The organism is Amycolatopsis sp. NPDC028719 (assembly GCF_055565395.1).
In genome coordinates this window covers 498305-519517 of record NZ_JBVHUL010000005.1, presented here as the reverse complement: position 1 = coordinate 519517, position 21213 = coordinate 498305, and the positions used below count along the sequence as shown (strand labels likewise).

The 21213-nt window shown below is 72.0% G+C and carries 16 protein-coding genes; 10 read left to right on the top strand and 6 right to left on the bottom strand.

Annotation, left to right across the window (positions count from 1 at the left end; genetic code table 11):
- Window positions 1-4: 4 nt before the first annotated feature.
- From ACZ4TR_RS25685 to hemE, 5 genes are all read right to left on the bottom strand, one after another.
- Window positions 5-1027 carry a TolB family protein gene (locus ACZ4TR_RS25685; RefSeq protein WP_465289355.1) on the bottom strand — a complete coding sequence of 341 codons (1023 nt, stop codon included), beginning with the start codon at window positions 1025-1027 and terminating at the stop codon, window positions 5-7.
- 515 nt (window positions 1028-1542) lie between these two features.
- Window positions 1543-2877, bottom strand: a complete 1335-nt coding sequence (locus ACZ4TR_RS25680) for a CoA transferase (RefSeq protein WP_465289766.1) — start codon at window positions 2875-2877, stop codon at window positions 1543-1545.
- 8 nt (window positions 2878-2885) lie between these two features.
- A complete protein-coding gene (gene hemQ / locus ACZ4TR_RS25675; RefSeq protein WP_364519113.1) occupies window positions 2886-3578 on the bottom strand; it encodes a hydrogen peroxide-dependent heme synthase in 693 nt (230 codons plus the stop codon).
- 56 nt (window positions 3579-3634) lie between these two features.
- Entirely contained in the window at window positions 3635-5035 is a 1401-nt protein-coding gene (gene hemG / locus ACZ4TR_RS25670) for a protoporphyrinogen oxidase (protein ID WP_465289354.1), read from the bottom strand.
- On the bottom strand, window positions 5032-6102 hold the full coding sequence (hemE, locus tag ACZ4TR_RS25665) for a uroporphyrinogen decarboxylase (RefSeq protein ID WP_465289353.1): 1071 nt from the start codon (window positions 6100-6102) through the stop codon (window positions 5032-5034). The genes hemG and hemE overlap by 4 nt, the downstream gene beginning before the upstream one ends.
- A gap of 88 nt (window positions 6103-6190) precedes the next feature.
- Between hemE and ACZ4TR_RS25660 the strand changes: the two genes are divergently transcribed.
- The 4 genes from ACZ4TR_RS25660 (at window position 6191) to ACZ4TR_RS25645 (ending at window position 10916) form a co-directional block, all read left to right on the top strand.
- Window positions 6191-6754, top strand: a complete 564-nt coding sequence (locus ACZ4TR_RS25660) for a DUF3000 domain-containing protein (protein WP_364519119.1) — start codon at window positions 6191-6193, stop codon at window positions 6752-6754.
- Between the two features lie 840 nt (window positions 6755-7594).
- The gene (locus ACZ4TR_RS25655) at window positions 7595-8311 is read left to right on the top strand and encodes a response regulator (RefSeq protein WP_033261886.1); all 717 of its coding nucleotides are present in this window, start codon (window positions 7595-7597) and stop codon (window positions 8309-8311) included.
- Window positions 8312-8403: 92 nt separating this feature from the next.
- Window positions 8404-9624: an HRDC domain-containing protein gene (locus ACZ4TR_RS25650; RefSeq protein WP_465289764.1), complete on the top strand. Its 1221-nt coding sequence runs from the start codon at window positions 8404-8406 to the stop codon at window positions 9622-9624.
- A 125-nt stretch (window positions 9625-9749) separates the two neighbouring features.
- A complete protein-coding gene (locus ACZ4TR_RS25645; RefSeq protein ID WP_465289352.1) occupies window positions 9750-10916 on the top strand; it encodes a toll/interleukin-1 receptor domain-containing protein in 1167 nt (388 codons plus the stop codon).
- Between the two features lie 39 nt (window positions 10917-10955).
- Here the strand turns inward: ACZ4TR_RS25645 and ACZ4TR_RS25640 are convergent, their stop codons facing one another.
- Entirely contained in the window at window positions 10956-11621 is a 666-nt protein-coding gene (locus tag ACZ4TR_RS25640) for a TetR/AcrR family transcriptional regulator (protein WP_465289351.1), read from the bottom strand.
- Between the two features lie 179 nt (window positions 11622-11800).
- On the opposite strand from ACZ4TR_RS25640, the gene ACZ4TR_RS25635 reads away from it, so the two are divergent.
- From ACZ4TR_RS25635 to ACZ4TR_RS25610, 6 genes are read left to right on the top strand one after another with little or no spacing between them, the layout of a single operon-like run.
- Window positions 11801-13285, top strand: a complete 1485-nt coding sequence (locus tag ACZ4TR_RS25635; protein ID WP_465289350.1) for an amino acid permease — start codon at window positions 11801-11803, stop codon at window positions 13283-13285.
- On the top strand, window positions 13282-14115 hold the full coding sequence (locus tag ACZ4TR_RS25630) for an urea amidolyase associated protein UAAP1 (protein ID WP_465289349.1): 834 nt from the start codon (window positions 13282-13284) through the stop codon (window positions 14113-14115). The genes ACZ4TR_RS25635 and ACZ4TR_RS25630 overlap by 4 nt, the downstream gene beginning before the upstream one ends.
- On the top strand, window positions 14112-14747 hold the full coding sequence (locus ACZ4TR_RS25625) for an urea amidolyase associated protein UAAP2 (protein ID WP_465289348.1): 636 nt from the start codon (window positions 14112-14114) through the stop codon (window positions 14745-14747). The genes ACZ4TR_RS25630 and ACZ4TR_RS25625 overlap by 4 nt, the downstream gene beginning before the upstream one ends.
- Window positions 14744-18271 carry an urea carboxylase gene (gene uca, locus ACZ4TR_RS25620; RefSeq protein ID WP_465289347.1) on the top strand — a complete coding sequence of 1176 codons (3528 nt, stop codon included), beginning with the start codon at window positions 14744-14746 and terminating at the stop codon, window positions 18269-18271. The genes ACZ4TR_RS25625 and uca overlap by 4 nt, the downstream gene beginning before the upstream one ends.
- Window positions 18268-19863 (top strand): allophanate hydrolase, encoded by a 1596-nt coding sequence (locus ACZ4TR_RS25615; protein WP_465289346.1) that lies wholly within the window; start codon window positions 18268-18270, stop codon window positions 19861-19863. The genes uca and ACZ4TR_RS25615 overlap by 4 nt, the downstream gene beginning before the upstream one ends.
- 30 nt (window positions 19864-19893) lie before the next feature.
- Window positions 19894-21117 carry a YncE family protein gene (locus tag ACZ4TR_RS25610; protein WP_465289345.1) on the top strand — a complete coding sequence of 408 codons (1224 nt, stop codon included), beginning with the start codon at window positions 19894-19896 and terminating at the stop codon, window positions 21115-21117.
- The last annotated feature ends 96 nt before the right edge of the window (window positions 21118-21213 follow it).

Sequence of the window (21213 nt, the reverse complement as noted above, 5' to 3'; positions counted from 1 at the left end):
CGAATCAGCCCAGCCAGCTGCGCAGCCTGGCCCCGGGGGATGGGGTGAAGCCCGGCACTGGGGCCGGTGTGCCTCCGGAAGCCGGCACGAGGAAGAGAGCTGTGGAGCTGTCGCGATCCGCAGTGAAGGCGACGGTGCCGCCGTCAGGTGACACCGCGGCGCTGCTGGGAACAAAATCGCTTTCGGGGGTCAAGGCACGCACTGCGCCGCTGCTACGGCTCACCGAATAGAGGCGGTCGTCCGGCGAACGGACTATCGCGGAACCGTCCCGCGCGACGCCGAGCACCGGACCGGCCGGCACTTCCTTTCCGAACGTGCTGCGGCTCGACTTCGAGATCGTCACGGTGATCCGGCCGTTCTCTTCACAAACCTGGCCACGAGTAACGGTGTCCAGCACGCAGGCAGGGCCGACGTAGCCGTCTCCCCCGATCCCCGTGAGATCGGGATAACCCGGAACCGGTTCGCCGGACGCGGCCCAGACCAAGGTGGTGTTGTCGACGGCGGCCGCGAGCTGATCGCCGATGAACAGCGCCCCGGTGTAGAGGCGGCGCTTGGCGTAACTTCCCTGGGCCGGAGCGACGGGGTGGAACTCGCCGTCGAAGGTGATGTAGCCGGCGTCGTAGGACATCGCCGTGGCTTTGTAGGGGACCGGCTCGCCGAGGGAGGCGATCTTGGTGTAGGAGGGGTCGAGGGACGCTTTGTCGAGATCCGTGATCGGCCGGCCGGAACCGGGATATTCCCGGGCTGCCACCAGTTTGCCTTCAGGAGTGACGAATTGGAGCAGTGAGTGGTTGGCCAGAACGAGTGCGTGGCCGCTCGGAAGATCACCACCGGCGGATGTCGTCGGCGTGACTTCGGTGACTTCGCCCGAAAAAGCCGGTGCCGGGAGGACAGTGGTGCTCGAATCCGCGGATTGGCCGGAGCAGGCAGCCGTCGCGGCGATGACGATGCAGTCGAGCAATCCCGGCGCGTAACGGCGCCGATGAGCGGCGGATACTTGCTTGCGCAGCACGAACGGTGAAATCAACTGCCCTCCTCGACGGTGCCCATGCGGCGCCCGCGCCGGTTACAACCGTTATGCGGCCGGTGTGTCATGGAGCCAAGTCGGAGGGCTGTACGGCCGCGTTACGCAATTTCGGCGACGCTGCCCGATGAGGCGAGTGTTCGGCCGGGTGCCGGCCCGGCCGTTCGACCCGGCACCCGGCGGCCTTTTCCCGCGTCATCAACAACGTCGGCGGCTCGTCGCCGTCGAATACGGCCGCCTCGCCATCGATGGGCAAAGCGATACCTTACGGGGGTGCGCCGAAAGTTACCGATTCGCTGCCCGCGCCAGTGCTCTCTGGCGACCCGTGCGCGTACGCGTCCACCCGGACCAAATCGCGCAGGCTCTCGGACAAGCAGCACCGTCTACCTCGGGCACCCAACTCGACCGATCTCACCTGCACGTGGGACAGCCTCGGCACATCCGCGCATATGGGCGCAGATTGGGCACCGAGCCATACGAGACTTAAGCATCTCTTTTGACCGAAGTACTAGACGCCGCTAAGGGGTCCAAGTCGGTTTGTCGACACCCGGCACCCGCGTCCCGAAGTCCCACCGCGGCTCCGCACCCGGCAACCCACCCGCCATCCGGACTCGCGTCAGCCGGCCGTAACCGCTGTCCACGTCCTCCAGCAAGTCACCGAACTCGACGTCCGCACCAGCAGGATCCTTGCGCCCCAGCGAATCCAGCCACCGGCCCGTGCCGGCCAGCGAAAGCCGGACCCGCCACGTGCCGCCGTCGGTTACCTGGCGGTGCAACGCCGTCATCACCGCCGCCGCCGCGAGCCAGCCCGTTCCGTGGTCCAGGGCCTGGACCGGCAACGGCGCGGGGTCGCCCGAACCGTCCCAAGCGATGCCGTTCGACATCTGGACCAGGCTGTCGAACCCGCGCCGCCGGGCCCAGGGGCCTTCCCAGCCGTACGCGCTCAAGTCGGCGATCACCAGGCCCGGCCGCAGTTCGGCCAGCTCCGCGGGCCCGAAGCCGATGCGGGACAGTGCTCCCGGGCGGAACGACTGCACCAGCACGTCAGCCCGGCTGATCAGCTTCTTCAGCCGCGCGCGGCCGCCCTCGGTGTCCAGTGCCACGAACGTCGAGCGCTTGCCCTGTCCGGTGTCGCGCACCAGCGCCTCGACGCGTGGCAGGTGCGCCGCGCCGACGTGCAGCATGTCGGCGCCGTGCGCGGCCAGGACCCGGCCGGCCACCGGGCCGGCCAGCACGTGCGTCAGCTCCAGGATCCGGATGCCGCCCAGCGGACGGTCCGAGTAGAACAACGTCCGCTTCGGCGCTTCGCCGATCGGCGCCAAGTCCACCAACGGCAGCGAAGCCACCGCCGAACCCTGCGGGTGCGCGGCCCAGTCCTCGGGCGAGCGCAGCTGGGCCGCCGCTCCCCCGGCCGACACGACGGCGTGCTCGACCTCGCGCGCGCCGCGTCCGGCGACCGCCTTTTCGACGGCCTCGCGCGTCCCCGGCACGCCGAGCCCCCAGCACACCGCCGCTTCGTGGCGCGGGTAGTTGCAGTGCAGGCGCACCCAGCCGTCGGCCGTGCGGTAGTTGCCCGACAGCGGTGCCCACACCGACTCCGGCGAAGCGCCCTCGACGCGCGAGAACCCTTCGCTCGCGAAAGCCGCCGCCGCGTGCCGCGTGTCGGCCGTGACGACGCCGGGGTCGATTTCGCGCAGCTTCAGCATTTCGCCGGCCGCCAGGGTCGCCGCCGCGACGGAGGCCGTGGCGGCGGCCGCCACCCGGTACGGGCCGGGCAGCACGTCTTCGGCGCCGGTCAGCTCGACCGGTCCCGGCGTCTGCCCGGTGAGGGTGTGCCAGACGCCGTCCAGGATCTCGCGCACTAGGGCAGGGCCGCGACGAGCTCGGCGGGCGGCACGCGCGTGCCGGTGTAGAACGGGATCTCCTCGCGCACGTGCAGCCGCGCCTCGGTGCCGCGCAGGTGGCGCATCAGGTCGACGATCCGGTGCAGCTCGTCGGCCTCGAAGGCCAGGATCCACTCGTAGTCGCCCAGCGCGAACGACGCGACGGTGTTGGCGCGCACGTCCGGGTAGTCGCGGGCTTCCTTGCCGTGGTCGGCGAGCATCTTGCGACGGTCGGCGTCCGGCAGCAGGTACCACTCGTAGGAGCGCACGAACGGGTAGACGCAGATGAACTTGCGCGCCTCTTCGCCGGCGAGGAAGGCCGGGATGTGGCTCTTGTTGAACTCCGCGGGCCGGTGCAGCGCCGTCTGGCTCCAGACCGGTGTCGACGCGCGGCCGAGCGGCGTGCGGCGGAAGCCGGAGTAGGCCGCCTGGACCTGCTCGATCTCCTCGGCGTGCCACCAGATCATGAAGTCGGCGTCGGCGCGCAGGCCGGAAAGGTCGTAGACACCGCGGACGACGACACCCTTCGCCTCCAGGCCGTCGAGGTACTCGGTCGTCTCGCGACCGGCCGTCCCGCGGTCCTCGCCCAGCCGCCCGGGCTCGATCCGGAAGACCGACCAGGTGGTGTAGCGGATGGTGTCGTTGAGCTCGTTGTAGTTGACCCGCGCCATGCTTCCATCCTGTCACCGCGGCGACGCGGCCGCTGCCACGGGTCAGGTGAGAGCACTCACGAAGAGAGGTGCGCGGCGATCCGCTGGGCCGCCGCTTCGGCCGTGGCCACGCACGCCGGCAGCCCGACGCCGTGCAGGGTCGCGCCCGCCACCGCGAGCCCCGGCACCCCGGCGATCGCCTTCTCGATCCGCTCCACGCGCTCGAGGTGGCCCGTGCCGTACTGCGGCAGGCCGCCGCCCCAGCGCGTCACCAGGGTCTCGATCGGCGCCGCCGTCACGCCCGTCAGCCGCGCCAGGTCGTCGCGGACCACGCGGACCAGCTCGACGTCGTCCGCCTGCAGCGCGCCCAGCTCGCCGAAGCGCCCGACCGACCCGCGGACCAGCACCGGGCCGGTGCCGAAGTGCGCCCACTTCCGCGAAGAGAACGTGAACGCCTTCGCCGCGTACGGCACGCCCGAAGCGTCCCGTTCGCCCTGTCCGATGAGGATCCCCGAGGCGTCGGGCAGCCGCGTGCCGGGCGGCAACGCCAGCGCCACCACGGCCATCGACGCCAGCTCGACCTCGCCGAACGCCGCCGAAGCCGCGGGCACCAGGTCGGCCAGCAGCCGCCGGGCCGAGGGCGCGGGCACCGCGAGCACCACCGCGTCGGCCTCGACCGTGTTGTCCGCGGGCGCGTGCGCGGTGGGGTTCGCGCCGATCCTCAGCCGCCAGCCGGTGCCGTGGCGGTCGATTTCGCAGACCGGCAGCCCGGTCCGCAGCTCGGCGCCGGACAGCTCGGTGAGCCGGTCGACCAGCGTGCCCAGGCCGCCGGGCACGGTGCCGAACACCGGCGCCGACGACGGGTTCGCCGGCAGCTGTGACTGGGCCGCCGCGGTCAGCGAACCGGCGCCCGCGGCCACCGCCGCGGCCAGGCCGGGCATGGTCGCGCGCAGGCCGAGGCCGTCCGCACCGCCCGCGTAGACGCCGCCGAGCAGCGGGTCGACGAGCCGGTCGACCAGCTCGTCGCCGAACCGCTCGCGCAGCAGCGGCCCGAGGGGAAGGTCACCGCCCGGCAGCCGCAGCGCGGGCAGCGACGGCTCGGCCTCGACGGCCCGCCGCCCCGCCTCCGACAGCACCCCGGCCACCGACTCCGCCGACGCCGGAACACCCATGACGGTGCCCGGCGGCAGGCCGGTCACCGCGCCACCGGCGTGGATCTTCGCGCGCGCCTTCGTCGGGTGCACGACGTCAAGCCCCAGCTCGCGGGCCAGCCCGAGCATCTCGGGACGGCGGACGAGGAAGGCCTCGGCGCCGACGTCGTACGGAACGCCGGCCAGCTCGGCCGTGCGCAGCTTCCCGCCCGGCGTCTTCGTCTTCTCGAACACGACGATCTCGGCGCCGTCGCCGAGCAGCCGCCGCAGCCGGTACGCCGCGGTCAGCCCGGAAACACCACCGCCGACGACCGCGACGCGCTTCACAGCTCGTGCACCAGCCCGGCCACGCGGGTCAGCACGTCGGGGTCGACGCCCGGCAGCACGCCGTGGCCGAGGTTGAAGATGTGGCCGTCGGCCGCCTTGCCCTCTTCGACGATCCGGCGGACCTCGGCTTCGAGGACCGGCCAGGACACGTGCAGCAGCGCCGGGTCGAGGTTGCCCTGCACGACGGCGTGCCCGCCCAGCCGCCGCACGGCTTCGTCCAGCGGGATCCGCCAGTCGACGCCGACGACGTCCGCGCCCGCGTCGCGCATGGCGCCGAGAAGCTCGCCGGTGCCGACGCCGAAGTGGATCCGCGGCACGCCGTACGCGGCGACGCCGTCGAGGACCTTCGCCGAGTGCGGCAGCACGAACTCGCGGTAGTCCCGCTCCGACAGCGCGCCCGCCCAGGAGTCGAACAGCTGGATCGCGTCGACGCCGGCGTCGAGCTGGGCGCGCAGGAACGTCAGCGCGGTGTCGGCCAGGCGGCCCGCCAGCTCGTGCCACAGCGCCGGCTCCGAGTGCATCAGCGCCTTGGTGTGCTCGTGGTTGCGGCTCGGACCACCCTCGATGAGGTAGCTGGCCAGGGTGAACGGCGCGCCGGCGAAGCCGATCAGCGGCGTCCCGCCGAGCCGCTCGACCAGCAGCCCGACGCCGTCGGCGACCTGGGCGACCTGGTCCGGCTCGAGCTCGGGCAGCGCCTTCACGGCGGCGAGGTCGCGCACCGGCGCTTCGACCACCGGACCGGTGCCGGGGACGATGTCGATGTCGACCCCGGCGGCCTTGAGCGGCACGACGATGTCGCTGAAGAGGATGGCCGCGTCGACGTCGTGCCGGCGGACCGGCTGCAGCGTGATCTCGGCGAGCATCTCGGGGTCGAAACAGGCGTCGAGCATCGGAACGCCCTCGCGCAGCGCGCGGTACTCGGGCAGCGAGCGGCCGGCCTGGCGCATGAACCAGACCGGCGTGCGGGCCGGGCGTTCGCCGCGCGCGGCGGCCAGGAACGGGGCTTCGGGCAGCTCGCGGCGGCCGGACGGAACGGCTCGCTGCGGCAGGGGCGTGGTCGGAGACATCGCCGTCAATCGTGCCACGAGCCCGGTGGGGCCCTTCTCTCGGCGCGCCTGCGCCCGCAACGGGGCGTGTCCGCCCTAAAGTCGAAGCGTGACCGCGATGACGCCAGTGCCCGAACTCTTCCGTGAAGCAGTTGTGGCGCTGCAGTCCGTCCGGCCCCGCCGGGAGGTGCTGCTGGAGCCGATGCGGGCGCCGCAGCGGCTCGCGCCGTGGTCGTACGCGGTCAGCTGCGAGGTGGCCGGGCCCGCGGACGTACTGGCCTCGGGCCGGCTGGTCCTGCTGCACGACCCCGAAGGCCAAGAGGGCTGGGACGGCGTGCTGCGGCTGGTCATGTACGTGCGTGCGGAGCTGGATCGGGAACTGGCGGCGGATCCGTTCCTGCCGGCGGTCGGCTGGTCGTGGCTGACCGACGCCCTGGAGGTGTCGGGCGCGAGCTGGACGGCGCTGGGCGGCACGGTGACGGAGACGTCGTCGGCCCGCTTCGGCGACATCTCCGGCCCGGCGCGGACGGACGATCTGGAGCTGCGGGCGTCGTGGACGCCGACGGACGCCGGGCTGCTCCCGCACGGGCAGGCGTTCTGCCAGGTCATGGCCAGTGTCGTCGGGTTGCCGCCGGTCGGCGTGACGATGTTCGGACAGCGCCAGAGCTCCTGAGTTCCCGACCCGCGGCGGGAGCCGACGTCAGGGAGGGTCGTCCACCGCGTCCGGCGTCCTGAACGGGTCGTTCATGACGTTCCGGGCCCCGGCTCCGCGGCCGTCCGGGCGATCGTCGGCCACGGCTCGGTAACAGCCCCACACCCCAGGCGGCGCCAGAGCCGTTCACTTGTACGGATGTGAGCAAATTTCACGTCCGTAGAACGCCGTCCAAACCAACGGGAACACCCGGTCGGCCCTCTCAGCGCGCCTCCGGCGGGCGGAACGTGCCGGCGAAGGCAATCCGATCCGGTCGCCCACCTCGACGTTCCTGAGGCGATTTCACGTCTTCGCCGGCACCCCCGTTCGTGGACGCCGCGCGGTCACGCACCGCTACAAGATCAACTCCCGGCGAACGGCCCGGAGATCACCGCCAATGGCCACTGACAGTCACCGTTCCGGCCTTGCGGAGGCTCGCGGAACCCGTTCCGCACTGATGATCATGTCCCGGCCGGAGGCACATTCCGGGCCGCCGAGACCCCCATCCGGCCCCTCGCCACTACGCGCACCGGCAGCTGCACACCTCATCTGCACGGCCATTTGGGCGCCGGTAACTTCTTTGCATCGTGTTCGCTGGGCTATCCGTTAGCAACCGGCCGTGTACTAGCCCGATCGTGTTACTCCGAACCCACTGAGTGACTGTTCGTTTGAGATAGATACCCATTCGATCCCCCCGCAACGGCCTCAGGGCGGCTACAGTGCCTTCGACGACACCACTTTCGGTCTAAAGCTGGCGCGGCTGAACGGCCGAAGGTCCCGGTGCCGGTCGGGGGGCACGACCGACTCCAGGGAGGTAGTGACGTGGCTACCGTCGGCATTTCTCAGGCCGTCCGATCCACGCCAGCCGGTGCATTGCCGGCGAGCATGGTTCCGCACCCGCGGGAAGAGCTTTTTTCGGTACTGGTGGTCGACGACCACCCGCTGTTGAGGGAGGCAATCGCAGCAAGACTCGCACAGATGGGTGCGGGGACCGTCCACGAGGCCGCCACGGTGGCCGAGGCGAGGGCGCGAGCACAGGCCACTGGGCCTTGTGACCTGGCGATCCTCGATCTCGGACTGCCGGACGGCAGCGGCATCGAGCTGGTTACGGAACTCCGTAGCCACGGCTGGCCGCGCGTGGTCGTACTCGCATCCTCGGACGACCCGTACGCGGTCCGCTCGGCCTTCCAGGCCGGGGCCCAGGCGTACCTGCTGAAGTCCGCGTCGCCGGTCGTCGTGACCGATGGCGTGCGGCGTGTGCTCGAGGGCGGCGTCTACGCCGACCCGAGCGTGGCTCCGGTGCTGGCCACCGGGACCCGCGTCGCGGGCACCGACAACACCCCGCGCGAGCTCTCCGCTCGTGAGGTGGAGGTGCTCCAACTGGTCGCCGACGGGCAATCCAACAAGGAGATCGGCGAGGAGCTTTCGCTCTCCGCTCTCACCGTCAAGTCCCACCTGTCCCGGATCGGGCGCAAGCTCGGCACGGGCGACCGGGCTCAGATGGTGGCGCTGGCCATGCGGGCCGGCGTGATCCGCTGACACAGGCGAACAGCCCTGCGGGGCGGGCGGACCAGGCGCGGTACGCCCGTCCCGTAGGGTCGTCAGTTATGGGAAGTACAGAGGCCACCGGGATGGAGATCGAGTCCACGGGCGGCCCTGTGCTGCTACGCGAGCCCGTCGAGGGCACACCCCCGGTGGTCACCGATCGAGCCGCGCTGCTCGAAGCCTGTGCACGGCTCGCCGCGGGCACCGGCGCCGTCGCCGTCGACACCGAACGCGCGTCCGGCTACCGGTACTGGCCCAAGGCCTACCTCGTCCAGCTGCGGCGCGAGGGTTCCGGCACGGTCCTGATCGACCCGACCGAGCTGGACGACCTCACCCCGCTGAAGAACGTCCTCAACTCCCTGGAGTGGGTGCTGCACGCCGCCTCCCAGGACCTCCCCTGCCTCGCCGAGCTGGACCTGCACCCGGCAGCGCTGTTCGACACCGAACTGGCCGGCCGGCTGGCGGGCTACGAGCGCGTCGCGCTGGGGACCCTCGTCGAGCTGCTGCTGGGCTACACCCTCGAGAAGGGGCACAGCGCGGCCGACTGGTCGAAGCGGCCGCTGCCGGTCGACTGGCTCAACTACGCCGCCCTCGACGTCGAGCTGCTCATCCAGCTGCGCGAAAAGCTGGAGGCGGAGCTGGGCGCCCAGGGCAAGCTGGAGTGGGCGCAGCAGGAGTTCGAATTCGTGCGCACGGCGCCGCCGCCGGGTCCGCGGGCCGAGCCGTGGCGCCGGACGTCCGGCGTGCACAAGATCCGCAACCCGCGCGGTCTGGCGGCGGTCCGCGAGCTGTGGCAGGCGCGTGACGAGCTGGCCCGCAAACGCGACCGCGCGCCGAGCCGGATCCTGCCGGACAGCGCGATCATCAACGCGGTGACGGCCGACCCGAAGACGGTCGAGGAGCTCCAGGCGCTGCCGGTGTTCAGCGGCCGGGTCCAGCGCAAGTACACGGCGAGCTGGCTCCGGCACCTGCAGGCGGCTCGCGCGCTCCCCGCGTCCGAATTGCCGTCGCCTTCGCAGCCGACGGACGGCCCGCCCCCGGTGAACCGCTGGGCGGACAAGGACCCGGACGCGGCGGCCCGGCTGTCGGCCGCCCGCACGGCGCTGACGGCGATCGCGGAGGACCGGCGGCTGCCGGTGGAGAACCTCCTGCTGCCGGATCTGGTGCGCCGCACGTGCTGGCGTCCCCCGGCGGAGACGGACGAGGAGTCGGTGGCCGCGGTCCTCCGCGCGGGCGGCGCGCGGCCGTGGCAGATCGGGTTGACGGCCACGGCGTTGAGCAAGGCCCTCCAGACCACGGCTTCCTGATCCCGGGGTCTTGCGAGCGGACAGATCCGGGACATTTCCGGAGCACTCACCGGAACCGCCCGGACTCGGTCCCCCGCCTGCTCTAGGCTGCGCCGGAAAACGCCGCGACGCCGCCGAAGGTACCGATGACCGATTTCCTGGCCGATCAGCCCGCTGTCCAGTGCTTCCTCAGTTTCACCCATGAAGACGACAGTTTCCTCAATTTCGTTACGCCCCTGAAGAATTCGCTGGAGAAGTTCTGCGCCTCGGCGCACGGGCGCAAGATCGAAGTGTTCGTGGACCGCGAGAGCATCGGCTGGGGCGAGGACTGGCGGACCAAGATCCAGGACGGCATCAACGCCGCGATGGTGTTCATCCCGGTCATTTCGATGAACTACTTCTACGAGAGCGGCGCCTGCCGCGAAGAGCTCACCGCGTTCTACGCCAAAGCGAACGAGCTCGGCCTGACGCAGCTGATCCTGCCGTTGATCGTCCTGGGGCACGAGCTCATCACCGGGCAGAGCGACGACGCCAACATCCGCATCATCGAGAAGCTGCAGTACGTCGACATCAAGGACGCCGTGCTCGCCGGTTCCGGGACCGCCGAGTGGCGGCGGACCATGGCCGTGGTCGCGGACAAGCTGATCCTGGCCATCCGCTCCGCGGAAGCCGCGCTGGAAAAGCTGAAGAACTGCGACCAGCTCCTCCTCGACGGTTTCGTGCCGGAAGAGGACGGGCCCGGCCTCCAGGAATACAAGGAAAACCTCACGGAGATCGGCGAGCTCCTGGAACGGCAGCTCGACGCGATCAGCCACTCGCTGGACGAATTGGCGGAGGAAATGCGCCAGGTGACCGGGGAGGTCGCCGGGATGACACCCGAAGCCCTCAAGGCACGGGTCGTCCGGGCGGCCGACACCATCAGGCCGCCGGCGGTCACCATCCAGCAGGTCGGCACCGACTTCGAAGCCACCGTCGCCGAAACCGACTCCACGATCCGCTCGTACATGCGCCTGATGGATTCGCACATGACGCCGGAGCTGCTGGACCGGGCCCGCCGGGAGTACGACGAGTTCGCCGAGATGCTGAACGGCCTGATGGAGCTGGAAGCCCGGATCACCGAGTTCCTCACCCGGGTCCGGCCCCTCGAAGCGATCAACGCACCCCTGCGCGCGGCGATCCGGCCACTGCGCGTCGGTGCCCAGTCGATCCAGCTGGGGATGCGCACGATGCGCGAGCTCTCCCGGATCATCAGCAACCTGCTGGCCGGCTGCCCCGCCCAGCTCGGCGGGCCGCCCCCGGTCCAGACGCGCTGAAGGGCACCTTCAGCGCATGTGGTGAACCGAAGGTGCCCTTCAGCCGGTGAGCGTCGCCAGCAGGGTGTGGGCCTCGGCGCGCAGCTCGTCCGTCGGCTCCGGCAATCCCGCCAGGCGGACCACTCCGTCGGCCCCCTCACGCACGTGGGCCTCGATGTCGAGCGCCGGATCGTCACGGCGGATCACCGCGATGCTCTCCACCAGCCCGAACACCAGGTCCGTCCGGATGCTCACCGCCGAGGACGCGACACCGGAAGCCGCCACCAGCTGCCCGTACGCCGCCTTCAGGTCCGCGCGCTCGGCGCGGAAGCGGGCCAGGTTCGGGGACGCCACCTCCGGCAGCAGGTACAGCGCGCCCAGGTTGTGGCGGGCGCCGCCGAGGAGGCGGATGTCCGCGTACGCCAGCGCCCACAGCCGGACCGCCGCCGGAGACGAGTCCGCGACCAGCCGCGCGGCCAGGTCCAGGGACGGACGGACCGTCTCGGCCAGCAGGGCCGCGAGGATGTCTTCCTTGGCCGGGAAGTGGTAGTAGAGCGACGCCTGGCGCAGCCCGGCGCGTTCGGCGATCGCCCGGGTCGTCGTCGCCGCGTAGCCGGCTCCGGTGAACAGCTCGCCCGCCGCGTCGAGCACGGCGAGCCGCGCGTCCGGCCGGTTCGCCGCCGCGCCACTCGCCCTGGGCCTGCCGACCCCCGCCCCTTTGACCACGCCGTGATCTTGCCAGGTCCGCGCCGCGGGCACCCGCACCGAGGGGCGGTTACCGCCGCATGTCGCTGTTGACGTGCGGTCGGCGTGGCCGTTAACGAGCCGCTAACGCGCCGGAGATCATCACGACGTGCCCGGAACCTAGTTTCTGTCAAGCGATCGAAACCAGGTCAGGAGCGCCCATGTCCCCACCCGACGAACTCACCGCCTTCGGTTACCGCCAGGAGCTTCGCCGGTCGCTGGGCGGGTTTTCCGCCTTCGCCGCCGGGTTTTCGTTCGTCTCGATCCTCACGACCGTCTTCCAGCTCTTCGGCTTCGGGTACACCTTCGGCGGCCCGCTCTTCTTCTGGACGTGGCCGGTCGTGCTCGCGGGTCAGCTGCTCGTGGCCCTGACCTTCGCCGAGCTCGCCGCGCGCTTCCCGCTCGCCGGATCCGTGTACCAATGGGCGAAACAGCTCACCCGGGGCTTCCTCGGCTGGCTCGCCGGCTGGATGATGCTGCTCGGCTGCGTCGTCGCGCTCGCGGCCGCGGCGATCGCGCTGCAGATCGTGCTGCCCTCGGTGTGGGACGGCTTCCAGCTCGTCGGCGGCGACCCCGCGGTGACGTCGCCGTCGGGCGCGGCCAACGCCGTCCTGCTCGGCACCGCGCTGCTCGTCTTCACCACCGCGGTCAACGCCGGCGGCGTGCGGCTGATCGCGCGGATCAACGACGTCGGCGTCGCGGCCGAACTGCTCGGCGTCGTCGTCCTCGTCGCCGGGCTCGCCCTGTTCGCGGTCCGCGGGCCGCAGGTGGTGCTGCACGACACTCCCGGCACGAGCGCCGGGCTCGGCGGCGTGCTCGCCTCGGCGCTCATGGCGGCGTATGTGCTCTACGGCTTCGACACCGCCGCCTCGGTCGCGGAGGAGACGAAGAACGCGCGAAGGGCCGCTCCGCGCGCGGTGCTGCGCGCGGTGCTCGTGTCCGGGATCGGCGGGCTGGCCGTCGTGCTCACCGCGCTGATGGCCGCGCCGAGCCTCACCGACGGGCAGCTCGCCGGCCGCGGCCTGCCGTACGTGATCACCGCCGTCTTCGGCGACACCCTCGGCCGGATCTTCCTCGCCGACGTCGCGATCGCCGTGGTCGTCTGCACCCTCACCATCCAGACCGGCACCGTCCGGCTGATCTACGCGATGGCCCGCGACGGCGCGCTCCCCGCGGCCACCCGACTTTCGTCGGTGAGTTCGCGCACGGGCACCCCGGTCGCGCCCGCCCTCGTGTCCGGCGGGCTCGCGATCGGGCTGCTGCTGCTCAACTTCGGCAACCCGACGCTGTTCAGCACGATCACCGGGACGTCCGTGGTGGTCGTCTACCTGGCGTACCTGCTGGTCACCGGACCCTTGCTGGTGAACCGGCTGCGCGGGCGCTTCCCCGCCGAGCCCGGGTTGTTCTCCCTCGGCCGCTGGGCTGTTCCGGTGAACGGAGCGGCCGTCCTCTACGGCGCCGCCATGATCGTGAACATCGCCTGGCCGCGCGCGGAGATCTACGACGTGACCGGTTCGGGCGCCCCCTGGATGCTCTTGTTCCCGATAGAGTTCGTCGGCGGCGCACTGCTGCTCGGCCGGCTCTGCCGGCCGCGCCCGCGTCCCGCCCCCGCCCTCGAACCCGCGCTCGAGAGAGGACGTCCATGAGCACCACTGCCACCACCCACGGCGCCCGCGCCCACGCCCGCGCCCAGGCCGGCACCGTGGTCGAAACGATGCCGTCGATCCCGGCGAGCACGTGGCCGGCACCACCGCCCGACGTCGCGCCCGACGCGCTGACCTGGGCCGAAACGGTGGCCGGGGGCGGCTACACGCACAAGGTGCTCGCCCGGGGCACGCGGCTGCGGCTGACCGACGTCGACGGCGACGCCTGCGCGCACCTGCTGCTGTTCAACGCCGATCAGCCGTGGGAACGGCTGAACGTCGCGGACACGGTGAAGGTGCAGTGGAACGCCTACCTCGGCGCGAAGGTGGCGCTGCTGTCGGACCAGGCGCGGGTGCTCGCGACGATCGTCGCGGACTCGAGCGGACGGCACGACGCCCTCTGCGGGACGTCCACAGTGGACGGCAACACCGAGCGCTACGGCGACGGTGCCCCGCAGGGCCCCTCCCCCGCCGGGCTGCCGCTGTTCACCTTGGCGGCGGCCAAGAACGGCCTCGGGCCACGGGACCTGCCGCCGAGCCTGTCGTTCTTCCAGGGTGTGCGCGTCCAGCCCGGCGGCGGCCTGGACTTCACCGGGTCCGCGGGCGCGGGCCGGGCCGTCGAGCTCCGGATCGAGATCCCGGCGATCGTGCTCATCGCCAACGTCGCCCACCCGGTCGACCCGCGGCCGGACTACACCGTGACGAACCTCGAAGTGCTCGCCTGGCGCGCCACCCCGTCCACGCCGGACAGTCCGGAGTGGACGCACTCGCCGGAGGCGCAGCGGGCCTTCGAGAACACCGCCGACTACCTCACCGCCCGGGGGATCGCATGAGCACGGCGTACCAGTCGCAGCTGCAGTTGACGTTCGACGTCCCGGCGCGGGCGCCGTTCTCCACCGTGCTGAAGCGGGGCAGCGAGCTGGCGATCATCGACCTCGGTGGCAACCAGGCCGTCGACTTCCTCTGCTACGACGCGAACGACACGGCCAAGCGCTACAGCGCGGCGGCGACGATCGCCGCGCAACGGAACATCTTCCTGACCACGGGCAGCGTCCTGCGCACGCAGGAGGGCGCACCGCTGCTGACCGTCGTCGCCGACACGTGCGGGCGCCACGACACGCTCGGCGGCGCGTGCAGCAAGGAGTCCAACAGCCTCCGCTACGGCCAGCACACCCGCTTCCAGCACGCCTGCGTCGAGAACTTCCTCAGCGAAGGCGCGAAGTGGGGGCTGGGCAAGCGCGATCTGGTCAGCAACGTCAACTGGTACATGAACGTGCCGGTCGAAGAGGACGGCACCCTCGGCATCGTCGACGGGATCTCCGCGCCCGGCCTCGAAGTCCGGCTGCGCGCCGAGACCGACGTCCTCGTGCTCGTGTCGAACTGCCCGCAGATCAACAACCCCTGCAACGGGTTCGACCCGACGCCGGTCCGCATGGTCGTGACGTCCTCCGGAGGCGGCGAGTGAGGCTGCTCGTCGCCAACCGCGGCGAGATCGCGGTCCGGATCCTGCGTACCGCCCGGGAGCTCGGCCTCGAAACCGTCGCCGTGTACTCCGACGCCGACCGCCTCGCCCCGCACGTGCGGCTCGCCGACCGGGCCGTGCGGCTCGGCCCGGCACCCGCCGCGGAAAGCTACCTGCGGGCCGGCGCGATCGTCGAGGCCGCGCTCGCCACCAGCTGCGACGCGGTCCACCCCGGTTACGGGTTCCTGTCCGAAGACGCGGCGTTCGCGCGAGCGTGCGAGGACGCCGGGCTCGCGTTCGCCGGGCCCTCGCCCGGGCACCTGGAGGTGTTCGGCAGCAAGCACACCGCGCGCGAGGCGGCGATCGCCGCGGGTGTGCCCCTGCTCGCCGGCACCGGCCTGCTGTCCGATGTGGACGAGGCACTGGCGCGCGCGGAGGGCATCGGCTATCCGGTGATGCTCAAGGCGACCGGGGGCGGCGGCGGGATCGGGATGCGCGCCTGCGCGACCCCCGGGGAGCTGCGCGAGGCGTGGGACGGCGTCCGCAGCGTCGCGGCCAAGAGCTTCGCGAACACCGGGGTGTTCCTGGAGCGGCTGGTGCGCCGCGCCCGCCACGTCGAGGTCCAGGTGTTCGGCGACGGCTTCGGCGAGGTCCTGGCGCTGGGCACCCGCGACTGTTCCCTGCAGCGGCGCAACCAGAAGGTCGTCGAGGAGTGCCCGGCGCCGGACCTGCCGGACGCGATCCGGAAGCAGCTCGTCGACTCGGCCGTCGCGCTGTGCTCGTCGGTGCGGTACCGGTCGGCGGGCACGGTCGAGTACGTCTACGACCCCGAGCGCGAAGAGGCCGCGTTCCTCGAGGTCAACACCCGGCTGCAGGTCGAGCACCCGGTCACCGAAGCGGTCTACGGCGTCGACCTGGTCGCCTGGATGCTCCGGCTCGCGCAGGGCGACCGGGCGATGTTCCGCGCGGTGCCGGTCGCGCGCGGGCACGCCGTGGAAGCGCGGGTGTACGCCGAAGACCCCAGTGCCGGGCACCGGCCGAGCGCGGGGCTCGTCACGCGGGTCACCCTGCCCCCGGATGCGCGCGTGGACACCTGGGTCGAACCGGGCACGACCGTCACGACCCACTACGACCCGTTGCTGGCCAAGGTGATCTGCACCGGCACCGACCGCGACGACGCACTCGCGCGCCTGCGGGAGGCGCTCGCCGTGACCCGGGTCGACGGCGTGCGCACCAACCTCGGGCAGCTGCGGACGGCGGGCGCCGACGCGGCGTTCGGCGCGGCCGCCCACGACACGTCCACTTTGGACGGCATCGAGGACGATGAGCCCCGCGTCGACGTCGTGCGCGGCGGGACGATGACGACCGTGCAGGACTGGCCGGGCCGCACCGGTTTCTGGCACGTCGGGGTGCCGCCGAGCGGGCCGATGGACGACCGCTCGCTGCGGCTGGGCAACCTCGCGCTCGGCAACCCCGAAGGCGCGCCCGGGCTGGAGTGCACTGTGGACGGCGTGACGCTGCGGTTCTCCCACGCCACGCAGGTGTGCGTCACCGGCGCGCCGGCGACGGTCCTCGTCGACGGCGCCGAAGTTCCCTTGTGGACACCGGTCGAGGTGCCCGCCGGGGCCACGCTCGACGTCCGCGCGTGCACCGCCGGGCTGCGCAGCTACGTGCTCGTGCGCGGCGGCGTCGACGTCCCGGCGTTCCTCGGCAGCGCGGCGACGTTCACCCTGGGCAAGTTCGGCGGGCACGGCGGCCGCGCGCTGGCCGTCGGCGACGTCCTGCGCACCGGACCCGCGCCCGCGGACCCGGTGCTCGGCCCGGTCGGCGACCGTCCGGACTTCGGGTCGCACTGGACGATCGGCGCGCTCGAAGGACCGCACGCGGCGCCGGAGTTCTTCACCCCCGAAGACGTCGACACGTTCTACGCCACCGACTGGCAGGTGCACTTCAACTCCGCCCGCACCGGCGTCCGGCTCGTCGGGCCGCGGCCGCGGTGGGCCCGGGCCGACGGCGGCGAGGCGGGCCTGCACCCGTCGAACATCCACGACACGCCGTACGCGATCGGCGCCGTCGACTACACCGGCGACCTGCCGATCCTGCTCGGCCCGGACGGGCCGAGCCTGGGCGGGTTCGTCTGCCCGGCGACGGTCGCCACCGGCGAACGGTGGAAGCTCGGGCAGCTGCGGCCGGGCGACACCGTGCGGTTCGTGCCGATCGACCCCGACCACGCGGCGGTGCTGCGGCGGCGGCCGGCCTCCGCGGTGACGTCCACCAGGAACGCCCGGCACGACGGCGGTGTCCTGGGACGGCAAGCGTCCGAGGGCGACGAGCCGTCGGTCACCTACCGGCGCGGCGGGGACGACAACCTGCTCGTCGAGTACGGCGAGATGAAGCTCGACCTGGCCCTGCGGATGCGGGTGCACGCGCTCGGGGAACGGCTCACGGCCGAGGGCGTGCCGGGGATCGTCGACCTGACCCCGGGCATCCGGTCGCTGCAGGTGCACGTCGACCCGGACGCGCTGCCGGTCGGCAAGGCGCTCGGCCTGGTCCGGGAGCTGGAGCGCGACCTGCCGCCGACGCACGCCCTCGAGGTGCCGAGCCGCAGCGTCCGGCTGCCGCTGTCGTGGGACGACCCGGCGACGCGCGAGGCGATCGAGCGGTACATGACCGGGGTGCGCGACGACGCGCCGTGGTGCCCGTGGAACATCGAGTTCATCCGGCGGGTCAACGGGCTGTCCAGTGTGGACGACGTTTACCGGACGGTGTTCGACGCGGAGTACCTGGTGCTCGGCCTCGGCGACGTCTACCTGGGCGCGCCGGTGGCGACGCCGCTGGACCCGCGCCACCGGCTGGTGACGACGAAGTACAACCCGGCCCGGACGTGGACCGCGGAGAACTCCGTCGGCATCGGCGGCGCGTACCTCTGCATCTACGGCATGGAAGGGCCCGGCGGCTACCAGTTCGTCGGCCGGACCGTGCAGGTGTGGAACAGCTGGCACGGCGGGGAACAGCCGTGGTGCCTGCGGTTCTTCGACCGGATCTCCTGGTACCCCGTGTCCGCGGACGAACTGCTCGACCTGCGGGCGCGGAGCGCGTCCGGGCGGCTGGCCCTCGACACCACCGACGGCACCTTCAAGCTGGCCGAGTACCAGCGGTTCCTCGCCGACAACGCGGAGGGCATCGCCGGGTTCCGGGCGACGCAGGCGGCGGCGTTCGAGGCGGAACGGCGCGCGTGGGCCGCGGCGGGCGAGTTCGACCCGAAGCCGGAACCGGTGGCGCGGCCGCCGAAGCGGGTCGAGGCACCGCCGGGTGGTCACGTCGTCGAGGCGCCGTTCGCGGCGACGGTGTGGCGGGTGGACGTCACGGCCGGCGAGCGCGTGGAGGACACGCAGTCGCTGGTGACCCTGGAAGCGATGAAGACGGAGGCGCGGATCCCCGCGCCGGCGAGCGGTGAGGTGGTCGAGGTGCTGGTGTCCCCCGGTGATCAGGTCGCCCCCGGAACGCCGCTGGTGGTACTCGGATGAGCGTCCTGGAACGAGTTCATGCCGCGTACCGGCGGATCGAGCAGGTGGACCGGCCGGAGATCTGGATCGACCTGCGGCCGGAGGCCGAGGTGCTGGCCGAGGCCGCCGCGCTGGAAGAACGAGGGCTGCCGCTCTACGGCAAGCTCGTCGCGGTCAAGGGCAACATCGACGTCGCGGGGTTGCCGACCACGGCGGGCTGCCCGGCTTACGCGTACCAGCCCGAGGCGGACGCGGCGGTCGTCGCGCGGCTGCGGGCGGCCGGGGCGCTGGTGCTCGGCACGACCAACCTCGACCAGTTCGCGACCGGGCTGGTCGGGACGCGCAGCCCGTACGGTGCGGTGCGCAACGCCGTGGACCCGGCCTCGGTGTCGGGCGGGTCCAGCTCGGGTTCGGCGGTGGCCGTGGCGCTGGGCATCGTCGACCTGGCGCTGGGCACCGACACCGCGGGTTCCGGGCGGGTGCCCGCGGCGTTCAACGGGATCGTCGGGCTCAAGCCGACGCCCGGGCTGCTGCCGACCGAGGGCGTCGTGCCCGCCTGCGCGAGCATCGACTGCGTGTCGCTGTTCGCGCGGACGGTCGAGGAGGCGTCGTTCGCCCTGACCTGCCTGGCCGAGCCCGCACAGGTCCACCCGGGACGGTTCCGGATCGGCATCCCGGCCGAGCTGGGCCTCTTGGCCGATGGCTGGGCGAAGGCGTTCGAGGCCACGGTCGCGGAGTACGCCGCGGCCGGCGCCGAAGTGACCACTGTGGACATGTCGGCTTTCCTGGAAGCGGCGCAGCTGCTGTACGGCGGCGCGTTCGTCGCCGAGCGGTACACCGCCGTCGGTGAGTTCCTGGAGCGGCACCCGGACGACTGCGACCCGGTGGTACACGGCATCATCACCGGCGCCCGCGACATCCCGGCGCACCGGCTGTTCGCCGACCAGCGGACCGTGGCCCGGCTGCGCGCCGAGGCCCTCGCGGTCCTGGCCGGCGTCGATGCGCTCCTGACCCCGACGACGACCGAGCACCCCACTCTCGCTGAGGTAGCGGCCGACCCCGTCGCGGTCAACGCGCGGCTGGGCCGGTTCACCAATTCCACCAACCTGTTCGGGCTGTCGGCACTGGCGGTCCCGGCAGGCACGGTGGCCGGGCGCCCGTTCGGCGTGATGCTGGTGGGTGCTCCGCACGACGACCTGAAACTGGCGGCGCTGGCAGGATTGCGCCCGTCGCGCATCCCGATCGTGGTGGTCGGCGCGCACCTGAGGGGACAGCCGCTGAACCACGAGCTGACCTCGCGCGGCGGCCGGTTCGTGTCGGCGGTGTCGACCGCGGCTTCGTACCGGTTGTATGCGCTGGACACGGTGCCGCCGAAGCCGGGTCTGGTGCGGGTCGCGTCCGGAGGAGTGCCGGTGGCCGCGGAGGTCTGGGAGCTGCCGCCACCGGGTTTCGGCGAATTCGTGGCCGGCATCCCGGCCCCCCTGGCGATCGGCAAGCTCGAACTGGCCGACGGCTCGTCGGTGTCCGGCTTCCTGTGCGAACCGGCGGCCACGGAGGGAGCGGAAGACATCTCGGCGAAGGGCGGCTGGCTGGCCCACCTCGGCGTCCGGTAAACGGGTTGTGCCGCCGTCCACACTGAAGTGGTGAAAGTTCTTGCGTGCGGCCATCTCGCTCCGGCCGCCGGGGCGCGGGTCTGCGCCCACCTCACCACTGACAACGGACCCGCGTGCTTCCGCGTCCTCACCGGGATCAAGACCGACTTCGACCTGCGGTGCCCGGACTGCGCCGATGCCGAGGCGCCGGAACTGCTCGACGCCTGCGTCGGCTGCTTCGACCGCGCCGAGGAGCTGGCGCACCTCGGCTGGCGCGGCTCGCCCGAGATCCTGCTGCGGGACCGGGAACTCGACGGCGCCTGGACGACGCGGCCCTGCCCGGTGCGTCCGCTGAACAACCGGTGCCTCGTACCGGTGCCGGGCGGCTGGCTCGCGCTCACCGAAGCGGGTTTCGTCCGGATCGACCACGAGGACCAGTGGCTCCTCGGGCCGGTCGTGCTGCCCGAGGAGCGTGACGTCGAGCGGAACGACGGGCCGGAGCGGCCTCGCGGCCCCGTACTGCACGCTTCGCGCGACGGGCGGTTCGCGGCGATCGTCTCGGACTACGGGCAGTACGGCACCGTCGTCGACCTGACGGAGTGGGTCACCGTGCTGAACCTCGACCGTGACTGGGACGACAACGAGTGGACCCGCTTCCCGTTCGCCTTCCTCGACGGGGACAGGTTCGTCGCGGCCACCGACTCGAACCGGCTCGACGTCTTCGACGCGGCCACCGGCCGCCTGCTCACCGAGCGCTCCACCACCCGCGAGGACAATCCCGAGCACTACCTCGACTACTACTTCGGTGCCCTGCTGCCCAGCCCGTCCGGCCGTGCGCTGCTCACCGACGGCTGGGCCTGGCACCCGGTGGGCATCCCGCTGATCATCGACTGCGCGGCGTGGCTCGCGGGCGACCGGCACGCCCCCGAACACGGACGCCACCTCGCCGACCGCGGCGACACCTGGGACACCCCGATCGCCTGGCTCGACGAAAACACCGTGGCCCTGCAAAGTGCCGACCCGCCCGTCTGCGGCATCGAGCTGCGCGACGCCGCGACCGGGCGCCAGACCGGATCCTTCACCGGCCCGAAGGGGCGGATGTGGGCCCACGACGGCCTGCTGTACGTCGCCGCCGAAGCCGGGCTCGAGGTCTGGGACCCGGCCGAAGGCGCCCGTGTCGGCTTCGCCTCCGGGTTCCACCCCATCGCCCACCACGACGGCGCGTTCGCCGAACTCCGTAACGATCAGCTGAGGATCTGGGCCGCCGTCGGATAACAACGCTCATTCCGGGGCAGGAGTCCGCCGATGACCTCGGTGAGACCCCGGAGGCGGCCATGACCACGGCGACGACATCCCCCGCAGAACACCCTC